The organism is Dietzia sp. CQ4, from assembly GCF_014145125.1.
GTDB lineage: Bacteria > Actinomycetota > Actinomycetes > Mycobacteriales > Mycobacteriaceae > Dietzia > Dietzia natronolimnaea.
Window position 1 is genome coordinate 16,196 of sequence record NZ_JAALDZ010000109.1, and the last position, 13,113, is coordinate 29,308.

General features: G+C 70.3%; 11 protein-coding genes. 3 read left to right on the forward strand and 8 right to left on the reverse strand.

Features of this window, described 5'->3' with window-relative positions:
• Positions 1 to 84: 84 nt before the first annotated feature.
• A complete protein-coding gene (locus G6031_RS07165; protein ID WP_182652877.1) occupies positions 85 to 792 on the reverse strand; it encodes a hypothetical protein in 708 nt (235 codons plus the stop codon).
• Between the two features lie 145 nt (positions 793 to 937).
• The gene (locus G6031_RS07170) at positions 938 to 2,338 is read right to left on the reverse strand and encodes an acyclic terpene utilization AtuA family protein (protein ID WP_182652878.1); all 1,401 of its coding nucleotides are present in this window, start codon (positions 2,336 to 2,338) and stop codon (positions 938 to 940) included.
• Between the two features lie 287 nt (positions 2,339 to 2,625).
• On the opposite strand from G6031_RS07170, the gene G6031_RS07175 reads away from it, so the two are divergent.
• A complete protein-coding gene (locus G6031_RS07175) occupies positions 2,626 to 3,132 on the forward strand; it encodes a MarR family transcriptional regulator (protein WP_179525940.1) in 507 nt (168 codons plus the stop codon).
• Positions 3,133 to 3,339: 207 nt separating this feature from the next.
• On the opposite strand, the gene G6031_RS07180 is transcribed toward G6031_RS07175, so the two are convergent.
• A complete protein-coding gene (locus tag G6031_RS07180) occupies positions 3,340 to 4,776 on the reverse strand; it encodes an MFS transporter (protein WP_241730576.1) in 1,437 nt (478 codons plus the stop codon).
• A 570-nt stretch (positions 4,777 to 5,346) separates the two neighbouring features.
• Between G6031_RS07180 and G6031_RS07185 the strand changes: the two genes are divergently transcribed.
• Positions 5,347 to 5,499: a hypothetical protein gene (locus tag G6031_RS07185; protein ID WP_347238458.1), complete on the forward strand. Its 153-nt coding sequence runs from the start codon at positions 5,347 to 5,349 to the stop codon at positions 5,497 to 5,499.
• 90 nt (positions 5,500 to 5,589) lie between these two features.
• Here the strand turns inward: G6031_RS07185 and G6031_RS07190 are convergent, their stop codons facing one another.
• From G6031_RS07190 to G6031_RS07205, 4 genes are all read right to left on the reverse strand, one after another.
• On the reverse strand, positions 5,590 to 6,453 hold the full coding sequence (locus G6031_RS07190) for a LuxR C-terminal-related transcriptional regulator (protein WP_179525942.1): 864 nt from the start codon (positions 6,451 to 6,453) through the stop codon (positions 5,590 to 5,592).
• Positions 6,454 to 6,478: 25 nt separating this feature from the next.
• Positions 6,479 to 7,375 carry a 3-hydroxyisobutyrate dehydrogenase gene (gene mmsB, locus G6031_RS07195; protein ID WP_182652879.1) on the reverse strand — a complete coding sequence of 299 codons (897 nt, stop codon included), beginning with the start codon at positions 7,373 to 7,375 and terminating at the stop codon, positions 6,479 to 6,481.
• A 3-nt stretch (positions 7,376 to 7,378) separates the two neighbouring features.
• A complete protein-coding gene (locus tag G6031_RS07200) occupies positions 7,379 to 8,554 on the reverse strand; it encodes an acyl-CoA dehydrogenase family protein (RefSeq protein WP_182610133.1) in 1,176 nt (391 codons plus the stop codon).
• A gap of 90 nt (positions 8,555 to 8,644) precedes the next feature.
• On the reverse strand, positions 8,645 to 10,171 hold the full coding sequence (locus G6031_RS07205; protein WP_182610134.1) for a CoA-acylating methylmalonate-semialdehyde dehydrogenase: 1,527 nt from the start codon (positions 10,169 to 10,171) through the stop codon (positions 8,645 to 8,647).
• Between the two features lie 225 nt (positions 10,172 to 10,396).
• Here G6031_RS07205 and G6031_RS07210 point away from each other — a divergent pair, with 225 nt between their 5' ends.
• Positions 10,397 to 12,118 carry an AMP-binding protein gene (locus tag G6031_RS07210; RefSeq protein WP_182652880.1) on the forward strand — a complete coding sequence of 574 codons (1,722 nt, stop codon included), beginning with the start codon at positions 10,397 to 10,399 and terminating at the stop codon, positions 12,116 to 12,118.
• A 208-nt stretch (positions 12,119 to 12,326) separates the two neighbouring features.
• Here the strand turns inward: G6031_RS07210 and G6031_RS07215 are convergent.
• The coding region (locus tag G6031_RS07215) for an SDR family oxidoreductase (protein WP_241734264.1) at positions 12,327 to 13,113 on the reverse strand (787 nt) is incomplete at its 5' end.

The following is a 13,113-nucleotide window of genomic DNA, read 5'->3' on the forward strand; positions in this document are numbered from 1 at the left end:
AAGCAAGCATGCTTGCTTGCTTTTTTGGCACGGCGTTCTCCCGGTGCGGACCGGGAGGATCACCTCACCCGCCGTCGCGCGGGGTCACACCGGGCACCCCAGGGTGTAGTTCCACTCGGTGCCGTTCCGGGGGGCGTCGACCTTCACCGTCATCGATGTCGACACACCGGGGGGCACGTCGATCCACACGTGCCAGTCTCCGTTGGTTCCCACGTAGCCCGGGGTGGTCCACAGCACGGTTCCGTCATAGGCCACCTCGACGAAGTCGGGCACGTAATAGGTCTCCAACCGCAGCAGTACCCGGCCGCCGCCGCTGCGGCCGATCTCATGCCTGTTGGTGAAGATGCCCTGGCGCCCGGAATTGGTGAAGGTGTTGCACGGCGTGACCGGAGCCAGGACCACCTGGGTCGCCGCGAGGACCCGATCCCACCCCACTTCACCACGCGAGGCCCTCTCCGCGAGGGTCATGATGTCCTGCGAACCCCCGGGGATCCCCTGCACCACCCGGAACACATCGAGGATCTCTCCACTGCGGATGTTCGCGATCAGTTCGTTGAGATTGGCCAGGGACCCGTTGTCCAGCCCTCCCCGGGCACCCGGGTTCATCCCCTCGATGATGGCCTCCAACTCCTGCACACTCCCGGCGGCGTCCCCGAGCTCGCTGCTGAGTTCGGCACTGGAGGGGGACCCGGTCTGGGCGGTGGCGACCGGCGCCCCGACCGCGGCCACAGCCGCGGCCAGCAGCGAGGTGGCGGCGACGACCGGGACTCTGGCGATGATCGAACGTGTCATGCGGACTCCTCGAAAGACGACCGCACGGGACGTGCGCCCGGCGGGCCCGGACGATGGACGGTCTCCACCGACGCTAGGCAGCCGAGGCGCAGGGGTCTGTCCTACGTTCGCTCCATTTCCGCCGGTCCGGGCCTCGCGACGAGCCTCACGGTCCGAACTCGAGGAGTTCGCCGGGGATCGACAGACGGACGGAGGCCAGGTCGGCCCCGAGCCCGCTGTCGAGCGGCACACCACGCGGGGGGCGCGCCACGAGGTTGACGGCGCGGAGGTTGGGCAGCAGGTAGCGGCGGGTCTCCATGCCCTCCAGCGCGGGCAGGAGTTCGCGGAAGCGGTCGATCGTGAGCTCTCCGGCCAGCCACGCGAACGCGGAGTCGTCCCAGGTCCAGACCGCGATGTTCACCCCTCGGCCGACCACGCCTCGACGCACGCTCGCGACGGAACCCAGCACGGACGTCACCGGCTCACCACCGGGCACGGACCCCCGCGACCACGGGGTGGGCAGCTCGCCGGGCCCGATGTCCGCGGTCTCCACCGGGACGGGCACCGCGACGCGTTCACCGCCCGGGAGGACGACGGTGTGTCCGGCGTCCGCCTGCGCCAGCGGGCGGGCGACCCGGCGGGGCCTCCCGGGTCCCCTGGTCATGGCCACCACCGCCACCACCGGTGGTGCGGGCTCACCCCGTGCGCCGCTGATCCGGACGCGATCGGTTCCCTCCTGGGCGAGTCGGACGGAGTCCAGTCGCAGCACCACGTCGGGGGCGGCGTACCGCGCCCCGGCCACCCCGTCGAGGAGCTGGTCGGTGACGGTGCCGACGGTGACGGACCCGAACGCCGAGGGGTGGCGGGTGACGACGGCGGACCCGTCGGCGGCGATCTCCGCGATCGGGTAGCCACCGGACACCGGGTCGGTGGTCCGGGTGACGTCGGTCGACGAGTCCACGACGCCCGTGGCGCCCGGACCGCCGGAGAGCACGTGCCCCACCGCCACGGACCCGGCCAGCGCGTCCAGTGCCGACGGGGTCCACCCGTGATGTGCTGCCGCCGCGCCCGTGACCAACGCCTCGCGGCTGACGCGGCCGGTGACGACGACGTGGGCTCCCGCGGCGAGGGCCCGCGCGATCCCGAACGCGCCGTGCCTGACGGTGGCGACGTCGGCCTCTCCGAGCCCGAGTTCGACGGCGCGGTCGGTCACGTCACCGGAGTCGACCGATGCCACCGACAGCTCGACCCCCGCGTCGGCCGCCATGGCACGCAGGGCCTCGGCGAGCCCACCCGGATCGAGGGCGCCCGCGTTGGTGACGATCCGCACGCCCCCGGTTCCGACGAGGTCGAGGCACTCCCCCAATTGCACGAGGAGCGCGCGCTCGTGACCCGGATCGCCCTGCGCGCGTTGCTCGGCGAGCTCCAACATGGCCTCGTCCGAGAGCATGTCGAGCGCGAGTACGTCCAGCGACGCGGCCGAGAGGAACTCGGCGGTCGCGGTGGCGCGGTCCGTCCGCGAGGCGGAGACGTTGCCGATACGCAGAGGTCTCTGGGTGCTCGTCATCGGTCCTGCGGCTCCTTGTCGGTCGGGTCGTTCGACCACCCCAGCATGCTCTCGCCCGGGACGAGGCGGGGGTGGAACGCGAACGCCTCCCCGAGCATAGGCGGAGCGCTCCCGTGGTCCGGGCGGGCCACGTCGCGGTCGAGGGGATACCGCGGCGCCGGCCGGCGGGGTACCGAGGCGCCGGCCGACGGGGTGCCGGGCGAGTCCGCCAGTCGTACCCGTGTCGCGGGGTCGCTACCGATAGACTCGCCTGATCAGACGCCCGACGTGTCCTCCAGGAGTGAGCCGTGCCCCCCAGGACCGCCCCGATTCCCGACCGCATCGACCAGGCCCGTGCCAACTGGGAACGTGAGGGATGGACCGATGCGGCCCAGGGCATGACCGTCGTGACGTCGGTCATGCGCGCGCACCAGATCCTGCTGGCCCGGGTGGAGGAGACGCTGCGACCGTGGAACCTGTCGTTCCCCCGGTACGAACTCCTCCGGTTGCTGGCCTTCTCCCGGTCCGGCTCGCTGCCCATCACCAAGGCATCCGAGCGACTGCAGGTGCACGTCACCAGCGTCACCAGCGCCATGAAGCGTCTGCTGGACGCCGGGCTGGTCGAGCGACGCCCACACCCGACCGACGGCCGGACGACCCTCGTCGAGATCACCGCCGAGGGCAGGCGCGTGGTCTCCGAGGCCACCGCCGCGCTCAACGCCGGCGTGTTCTCCGATCCCGGGATGGACCCGTCCGAGCAGTCGGCGCTGATCGAGGCCATCTCGTCGCTCCGGCAGACCGCCGGCGACTTCTGACGACCGGGGGCCCGACGCCCTCACGGTTCAGCACCGCGACCTGCACCACGCCCCGCCCCGCGACCTGCACCACGCCCCGCCCCGCGACCTGCACCACGCCCGGCCGCGGACAGCACCGCGCCCGGCCCCCTCTCGGGTGGGGCCGGGCGCGGCTGTTCTTGGGAGGATCCGTGTCGTGGGTCCTCGATGGGGGTCGTCAGACCAGGGTCACGGCATCTCGGTGGCGATGAGGCGGGAGTCGTCCGGCTCGGCATCGGCGTGGATGACGTTCTTGCTCGACTCGGTCATGAGGAAGATGCAGACCATCGACATGACGGACAGCGCCGAGAGCATCAGACCGACACCGAAGGTGTTGCCGGCCCCGATCATCGCGGCCGCGGCCAGCGGCGGCAGCGCGCCACCGAGGATGCCGGCGAGGTTGTAGCCGAGCCCGGCGCCGGTGTAGCGGTAGCGGGCCTGGAACAGCTCGGGCAGCAGTGCACCGGCCGGTCCGTAGGCGATACCGAAGATGATCAGCGTGACGAACAGCACCAGACCGAAGGCGAAGGTCGACCCGGTGTCGAGGATCGGGAAGACGAACAGCGTCCACGGGATGGCCAGTCCGACCGAGGTGCCGATGACCTTCCTCCGGCCGATCTTGTCCGAGTACATCGCCGACAGCGCGATGGCGGCACCGAAGATCAGCGCGGCGATCATGCCCATGCCCAGGACGAACGGGCGGGAGTGCCCGAGGGTGGCGGTGGCGTAGTTCGTGAGGAACGAGGTGCCCATGTAGAAGAGCGAGAACAGCGAGGTGAGCGCACCACCCGCGATGAGGATCTCTTTCCACTGGTACCGCAGCGCATCGGCGAACGGCAGCGTCCTGGGGGCCGTGACCCTGTTCGCGGCCTTGTCGGCAGCCGCGGTCTCGGCGGCTTCCTTGGCCTCCCTCGCCTGGGTCTGACGGAAGACCGGGGTCTCCTCGACCGTGAGACGGATCCACAGGCCGACCAGCACGAGGACGGCGGAGAGCAGGAACGGGATACGCCAGCCGTACTGCATGAAGGGGCTGTCGAGGTCTGCACCGCCACCGGCGACGAGCGAGAAGACGAGGAACGTCCCCGAGGAGAGGAAGAACGCGAAGGCCACGCCCAGCTGCGGCCACATGGCCATCATGCCGCGCTTGCCCTCGGGGGCGTACTCGGCCGTGAGCAGCGTGGCTCCGGCCCATTCGCCGCCGACCGCGAAGCCCTGGAAGAAGCGGCACACCACCAGCAGGGTCGGTGCCCAGATGCCGATGCCGCCCTCGAAGACGCCGAACGCCCCCGTGTTGTACCCGGGCAGCAGACCGATGAAGACGGTCGCCACGCCCATGATGATGAGGGTCCAGACGAGCGTGTTCTTGCGACCGATCCGGTCACCGAAGTGGCCGAAGATCGCCGCACCGACGGGCCGGGCGAAGAAGGCCACGGCGAAGGTCGCGAACGAGGACAGCGTCGCCGTCGCGGGGTTCTGGTCGGGGAAGAACAGGGCCGGGAAGACCAGCGCGGCGGCGGTGCCGTAGATGAAGAAGTCGTACCACTCGATCGTGGTACCGATCGAGGACGCGGCGGCGACCTTCTTCAGCGAGGTCTTCTGCTTGACCGGCGGAAGATTCGGGGACAGCGGTGCCGCGTCCCCCGGCGGGGTGTTTCCGGACTGCGTCAAGACAACTCCAGTCGTGTCAGGTTCGCCGGGTATCTGACCTCCGGCGAGGCGGGTGATCGCCGACGCATAGGCGTCGATTGAGCCGAACAGTATGTGATGACCACCACACCCGATACACCCGAAAGTATGTGGACGTGACCCGGCCCACAGCTCACCGGACAGATTCGACCTGATTCCCTGCCCGTCGAGCACCCCTACGGTGCCGGGCGAACAGCGCGCCCGAGCCACAGGAAGGCACCGATCCCGACCACCGGGCGCCGGACGCCGGTGAGGGCCTGGCCTCATGCGTCGGCGGACCACAGGCGTCGGCGAGCCGAATTCCCGCGCTCACACCGCCTGCACGACCACAGCCGTTCCGAGGGGCCGGGCTCCCGGTCTGTCCGGGGGAGGCGATCAGGCGCGCCGATCGGACGAGCAGACTCCTCGACACGGTCGGACGCATCTCCGACACGCCGTCGCGAGGCGTTCATCCCGCACGGCGGCGCCGGGGGCCGCACCGGCCACCGGTGCCCCGGAGAGAGGATCGCGGTGACCGCCTTGTCCGCGGCCGTCGCGGCGCTGTGCAGGCCGGAGGTACGGATCAGCGACGATCCCGACGAACTGACGTTGCCGTGGACCACGATGCTCACGCGCCCGGCGACCGGGGTCAAAGTCCGCTGTGGCCGACCCTCAGGGCTCTGAGGGTCGGCCGGGACGGATCCGAGCACGACGGATCGGCAGGACTGATCAGGGCCGGACCGATCAGGGCCGGACCGATCAGGGCAGGACTGATCAGGGCAGGACGCCGAGGAGCCGGGCGCGGGCCACGGACTCCATCCGTGACCGTGTGCCCAGCTTGGTACCGATGTTGCGCAGGTACGCCTTGATCGTCTCCGGTGACAGGGACAGTCGGGCGCCGACCTCGGCGTTGGAGCATCCGAGAGCGACCTGTGCGAGGACATCGATCTCCCGGGGGGACAGGACCGTCGGCGCCGGGCCCGGGTCCCGGCCCACGTCCGGAGTCCGGCCCACCCCCGCCAGCGCGGAACCCGCGGCCAGGAGCCTCTCGCGGAGATCCGGATCGCCGAGCTCGGCGGCGATGGCTCGCAACTCGCCGTGGAGGACACGAAGACGTTCCCTGTCGGAGGATTCCAGCCCGAAGTTCTGCTCGGCCGCGGCGTGGTCGGCCATCCGCAGTCGTCGATCGACCTCGTCGTGGACCTTGAACTCCGAGGCCAGGTCCGCGGCGACGGTGGTGAACGTCCGGGTGACCTGGTCGCCGAGCTGGGTGGCGACGCGGGCCGATCCGTAGAGGATCGTCCGCGCCACGCCCGAGACGATCACGGGGACGGAGATGATCGCCCGCAAGCCCTCGCGGTCCACCGCGTCGGCGTAGTCGCGGGTGATCCTCGAGCACTCCTCGTAGTCGCGCACCGTCGCCGGTCGTCCGGAGGCCATCACGTGACCACCGAGCCCACGGCCCCTGGCCACGGCCAGCCCCTGCATGGAGTCGGTGCGGACCCCGATGAAGCGGTTCAGTCTGGCGGTCTCACCGGTGACGTCGCCGGCGAAGACGACGGGCACACCGGAATCACGGCGGGCCCGGCGCAGGGCCCCTAGTACAGCGTCTGAATCCTTGGGTCGGAGGGTGGACATGGTGTTCTCCCGAGAGTGGAGGTGTTCAGCTCCGCGAGGAATCGCGGATGCTGGTGATGATGGCGCTGAAGTCCTTGCCACCGTTGTCCTGCGCGAACTCGTCGTACAGGGCAGCCGCTGCCGCGCCGAGCGGAGCGACCGTACCAGTGCTCTCCAGGGCCGCGAGCGCCAGCCCGAGATCCTTGTTCATGAGAGCGGTGGCGAAGCCGGGCGTGAAGTCGTTGTTGGCGGGAGAGGTGGGGACCGGACCGGGGACCGGGCAGTTGGTGTGCAGCGCCCAGCTGTTGCCGGTGGCCCCGGTGACCACGTCGAACAGGGCCTGGTGATCGAGACCCAGCCCCTCGGCGAGCACGAACGCCTCGGCGATCGCGATCTGCTGCACGGCCAGCACCATGTTGTTGCAGACCTTGGCGGCCTGGCCGGCCCCGGCTCCGCCGCAGTGGATGACCTTGCCCGCCATCGGCTCGAGCACGGGCTGCGCGGCCGCGAAGGCCTCGTCCTCCCCGCCGACCATGAACGCCAGGGTGCCGGCGGTCGCGCCCTTGACGCCGCCGGAGACGGGCGCGTCGACCTGGAGCATCCCGGCGTCCACGGCCTTGGCGTGGACCGCACGGGCGTCGTCGACCGAGATGGTGGAGGAGTCGATGAACAGGGTCCCCTCCCCCGCCTCGCCCAGGACGTCGTCGTAGGTCGAGGTCACCAGCGCACCGTTGGGCAGCATCGTGATCACGACGCCGGCTCCCCGGACCGCCTCGGCGGGCGAGTCGCACACGGTGATCCCGGCGGTCCGGGCCGCGTCCTGCGCCGCGGCGACCGGGTCGAATCCTCTGACGTCGAGTCCGGCGCCGACCAGGTTGGCGGCCATGGGTCCACCCATGTTGCCCAGCCCGAGAAACGCCACAGTCTGCGATCGGTTGTCCATGTCCTACGCTCCCAGTCCGCGCGCGGCGACGGCCCGGCCGACGACGACGCGCATGATCTCGTTCGTCCCCTCCAGGATGCGGTGCACCCGGAGATCTCGCACGATCTTCTCTATTCCGTACTCGGCCAGGTACCCGTACCCGCCGAAGAGCTGCAACGCCCGGTCCGCGATGTCGAAGCAGCGGTCGGTGACGAAGAGCTTCGCCATGGCGCACTGCTCCACGTGATCCGGCTCCTTGGCGTCCAGGGCCGCGGCGGCGCGCCACAGCATGAGCCGGCTCGCCTCCAACTCGGTCGCCATCTCCGCGAGGGTGAAGCGGATCGTCGGCTCGTCGATCAACGCGCCGCCGAACGCCTCACGGTCCCGCACGTGGGCGACGGCCCGCGTGTACGCGTCCTGGGCGCCGCCCAGGGAGCAGGCGGCGATGTTGATGCGCCCGCCGTTGAGCCCCCGCATCGCGATGGTGAACCCGAGGCCCTCGCCGCCGGTGTCCGCGCCACCGATGAGGTTCGCCGCCGGGACCCGCACACCCTCCATGATCACCTGCGCGGTGGGCTGGGCGTTCCAGCCCATCTTCTGCTCGTCCGGACCGAAGCTCAGGCCCTCGGAGTCCGCCGGGACCAGGAAGGCCGAGATCCCCTTGGGGCCGGCCTCCCCGGTGCGGGCCATCACCACGTAGACGTCCGACTGCCCGCCACCGGAGATGAACTGCTTGGTGCCGGTGAGGACGTACTCCGCGGTCTCGCCCTCGCCCTCCTTCACCGCCTTCGTCCGCAGCGCCGCCGCGTCCGACCCGGCGCCCGGCTCCGTCAGGCAGTAGCTCGCGAACAGCTCCAGCGACGCCAGCCGCGGGATCCACTCGTGGCGCTGCTCCTCGGTGCCGAACTCGTCGACCATCCACACGCACATGTTGTGGATGGACAGGTACGCGGCCACCGACGGGCATCCCCGGGCGAGCTGCTCGAAGATGCGGACACCGTCCAGCCGCCGCATCCCGCTGCCCCCGACGTCCTCCGAGACGTAGATGGCGCCCATCCCCATCTCGGCGGCCTCGCGGAGGACGTCCTTGGGGAAGTGGTGCGTCGCGTCCCACTCCTGCGCTTTGGGCGCGATCCGCTTGACCGAGAAGTCGCGGGCGGTGTCGACGATGACCTTGTCGTCGTCATCAAGGGTGAACATGGGTGTTCCTCTCATACGGTGCCCGGTTCGTACGGTGTGCGGCAGGTGAACTGCGCGGCGGGTGAGCTGCGCGGCGGATCCGGTTCGCGGTCAGTCCATCGTGGGGATGACGAACTCGGCACCGTCCTTGATGCCGGAGGGCCAGCGCTGGGTGACCGTCTTGACCTTGGAGTAGAACTTGATCGACTCCGGGCCGTGCTGGTTGAGGTCGCCGAATCCGGACTTCTTCCAGCCTCCGAAGGTGTGGTACGCGATCGGCACGGGGATCGGCACGTTGACGCCGACCATGCCCACCTGGACGTTGGACACGAACTCGCGGGCGGCGTCGCCGTCGCGGGTGAAGATGGCCACGCCGTTGCCGTACTCGTGCTCGTTGGGCAGGCGCAGGGCCTCCTCGTAGTCCTTGGCGTGGACCACCACGAGGACGGGGCCGAAGATCTCGTCGGTGTAGACGCTCATGTCCGGGGTGACCTTGTCCATGAGCGTGGGCCCGACGTAGTAGCCCCCGGAGATGTCCTCGCCGTTGAACTCGTCCGTGTAGGCACCCACGCTGCGGCCGTCGATGAGGATCTCCGCACCGGCCTTCTCGCCCTGGTCGATGTAGTCCAGCACCCGGGCCTTGGACTCGGGGGTGACCAGCGGGCCGTAGTCGGACTTCGGGTCGTGGCTGTGGCCCACCCGCAGCTCCTTGACCTTGGGCACCAGCTTCTCGAGCAGGGCCTCGGCGGTGCCCTCGCCCACGGGGACGGCCACCGAGATGGCCATGCAGCGCTCACCGGCGGAGCCGAAACCGGCGCCGACCAGGGCATCGGCGGCCTGCTCGAGATCCGCGTCCGGCATGATGATCATGTGGTTCTTGGCGCCGCCGAAGCACTGCGCACGCTTGCCGGTGCGGGCCGCGTTCTCGTAGATGTACTGCGCGATGGGCGTGGAGCCGACGAAGCCCACGGCCTGGATGGTCTCGCTGTTGAGGATCGCGTCGACCGCCTCCTTGTCACCGTGGACGACCTGGAAGATGCCGTCGGGCAGACCGGCCTCGGTGAACAGCTCGGCCAGGCGCACCGGGACGGAGGGGTCGCGCTCGGAGGGCTTGAGCACGAAGGCGTTGCCGCACGCGATGGCCGGGCCCGCCTTCCACAGGGGGATCATGGCCGGGAAGTTGAACGGGGTGATCCCCGCGACCACGCCGAGCGGCTGGCGCATGGAGTAGACGTCGACGCCCGTGCCGGCGTTCTCGGTGAACTCGCCCTTGAGCAGGTGCGGGATGCCGATCGCGAACTCGATCACCTCGAGGCCTCGCTGGATGTCGCCCTTCGCGTCCGGGGTGGTCTTGCCGTGCTCGATCGCCAGCAGTTCCGCGAGCTCGTCCATGTTCTGGTTGATCAGGTCGACGAACCGCATGAGCACGCGGGCGCGCTTCTGCGGGTTCTGGGCCGCCCACGCCTTCTGCGCCTCGGCGGCCTTGGCGATCACGTCGTCGACCTCCGCCGTCGACGCCAGCGGGACCACGGCCTGCGCCTTGCCCGTGCTGGGGTTCAACACCTCGTGGGTGCGGCCGCCCGTGGCGGCGACCCTGGTGCCGTTGATGTAGTGCTCGATCTGCCTGAGATCCGACATGGACATCCCTTCGTCGTGAGGCCGCGGTCCGGAGATGTCCGCGCGCCACTGCTCCCGTGATGACCATCACTCTATACTTGCATCTCCTAGTAATCCAGGGCCCGGCCCCGCGGCCGCCCCCGACCCTCCCCTTTCGGGTGTACCGCCGGCCGCCCGGCCGCCCATATTGTGAGCTGACTCACTTCCCGTGCCCGTTTTCACCCGTGCCCGCTGTCAGGAGACTTCATGGCCCCGCTCGCCACCGACGCCACCACCCGATTCCGCGCCGCCCGCGACTTCCTGCAGGCCAACGCGGAGGACTACGAGGCCGCCCGGGCCGGCTTCGCGTGGCCGGAGCTCGACGAGTGGAACTGGGCACTCAACTGGTTCGACGTCGAGGCCGAGGGGAACACCGATCCCGCGTTGTGGATCGTCGAGGAGCACGACGGCGGCGGCGCACCGACCGAGGCGAAGTACTCCTTCGACGAGATGCGGATCCGCTCGGACCGCACCGCCAACTGGCTGCGCGAGGCCGGGGTCGGGCCCGGCGACCGGATCCTGCTCATGCTGGCCAACCAGGTGGAGCTGTGGGACGTCATGCTCGCGGTGATCAAGCTCGGCGCCGTGGTCATCCCCGCCACCACCCTGCTCGCCGAGGGCGACCTGCGCGACCGCATCGCCCGCGGCGGCATCAAGCACGTGATCGCCCGCTCCGAGCTGGCCGAGCGCTTCGCCGCCATCTCCGGCGACTATCAGCGTTTCGCGGTGGGCGGCGCCCCCGACGGCTGGACCGACCTCGCCGGTGCGATGGACGCCTCCCCCGACTTCGAGCCCACCCACACCACCCACGCCGACGACACGCTGCTGCTCTACTTCACCTCCGGGACCACCAGCAAGCCCAAGCTCGTCGAGCACACCCACGCCTCGTACCCGGCGGGCCACCTGTCGACCATGTACTGGATCGGTCTCCAGCCGGGCGACGTCCACCTCAACGTGTCCTCGCCCGGATGGGCCAAGCACGCGTGGTCCAACGTGTTCACGCCGTGGATCGCCGGGTCGTGCGTGTTCATCTACAACTACTCCCGCTTCGACGCCACGGCGATGATGCGCGAGATGGACCGCTGCGGGGTGTCCAGCCTGTGCTGCCCGCCCACCGTGTGGCGGATGCTCATCCAGGCCGACCTGACGCAGCTGCAGGTGCCGCCCCGGCTGGCGGTGGGTGCCGGCGAGCCCTTGAACCCGGAGGTGATCGGGCGCGTCCGCGACGCGTGGGGGGTGACCATCCGCGACGGCTTCGGCCAGACCGAGACCACCGTGCAGATCGCCAACACCCCGGGCCAGCCCATCAAGGACGGGTCCATGGGCCGCCCGTGCCCCGGATTCGACGTCGTCCTGGTCGACCCCGCCACCGGACAGGAGGTCCCGGGAGAGGGCGCCGAGGGCGAGATCTGCCTGCGCCTGGACCCCCGCCCGCTCGGCCTGATGGTCGGATATCACGGAGACAAGGACCGGACCGACGCCGCGTACGCGGACGGTTTCTACCACACCGGTGACGTCGGCTCGCGGGACTCCGAGGGCTACATCACCTACGTGGGCCGGACGGACGACGTGTTCAAGTCCTCCGACTACCGGATCTCGCCGTTCGAGCTGGAGTCCGTCCTGTTGGAGCACCCGGCGGTGGCCGAGGCGGCGGTCGTCCTGTCCCCGGATCCCGTGCGACTGAGCGTCCCCAAGGCGTTCGTCGTCCTGGCCGGCGGCTGGGAGCCGACCGAGGAGACCGCCCGCCAGATCTTCGACTACTCCCGCTCCCACCTGGCCGGCTACAAGCGGGTGCGCCGTCTCCAGTTCACCGACCTGCCCAAGACCATCTCCGGCAAGATCCGCCGCGTCGAGCTGCGCAACGGCGAGAGCGAGAACGGCCCGTCGGTGGACTTCCCCGGCGAGTTCCGGGAGGAGTCGCTGCGCTGACGGTGGGTTCCCGGCCCGTGGGGGCGCGGCTGCGGCCCGTGCAGGCCGGGCCGTGTCGGCGCAGGCCGGGCCGTGGCCCGTGCTGGCACCTCGACGAGTGGTCACGACTGCAGGAGAACCCGCTACCTGACCTGGGAAAACGTGAGCGGGTGTGACCTCTCGGCGCGGTGGGATGACCCCGCGCGTCTCGAGCGACTCCCGGTGACGCTCAGGCCCGGACCAGTCCGTCTATCTCCTCAGGGGTCCACGGCGGACTGTCGTGGAAATCTCGGTAGGCCAGGATCTGCGCCTCCGGGGTGGGGAATCTCCCGATGAACCCGCCCGACCCGGCGAACACCCCGCCGGTGATCCCGGCAGCCAGATCGGAGACGAGATAGGTGTAGAGCGGCGCGACGTACTCCGGCCCGGCCGGGTCCAGTGCACCGGCCACACTGAGCTCGTCGAGCATCCCCCTGCGGCCCAGCTCGCGGATCTGGTCCTCGTAGTCCTCCCCGCTCGACAGCCTGGTCCGGGCGCCCGGGCACACCACGTTCGCCCGCACCCCGTGCTCGGCGAGCTCGGCCGCGATCGCCATGGTCAGCGAGGTGACCGCGCCCTTGCCGGCCGGGTAGCCCGTACCTCCGTAGTCGCCTTTCCAGGCGAACGACGACGTGGTGACGATCGCGCCCGAGCCGGTGGAGACGAAGTGCGGTGCGAACACGCGACACGCCGCGAAGGTCGTCCCGAGGTGGGCGTCCATGAGCGCACCGAACTCTGCGTGACTCACGGTGAGGATCGAGGACCCCGCGGGCTCGGGAACCCCTGCGCACGTGATCAGGCCGGAGACCGTCGACCCCCCGCGGATCGCCTCCTCGAGCAGCGACTCCGCCACCGTGGGCTCGTGTGCCGACCCGGCGACCCCGGAGATCCGGCCGTCGGACCGTGCGGCGAGCTCGGCGACCCGGTGCCGCAGCGCCGCCTCGTCGCGCCCGTTGAGCACCACGTCGGCGCCGCGG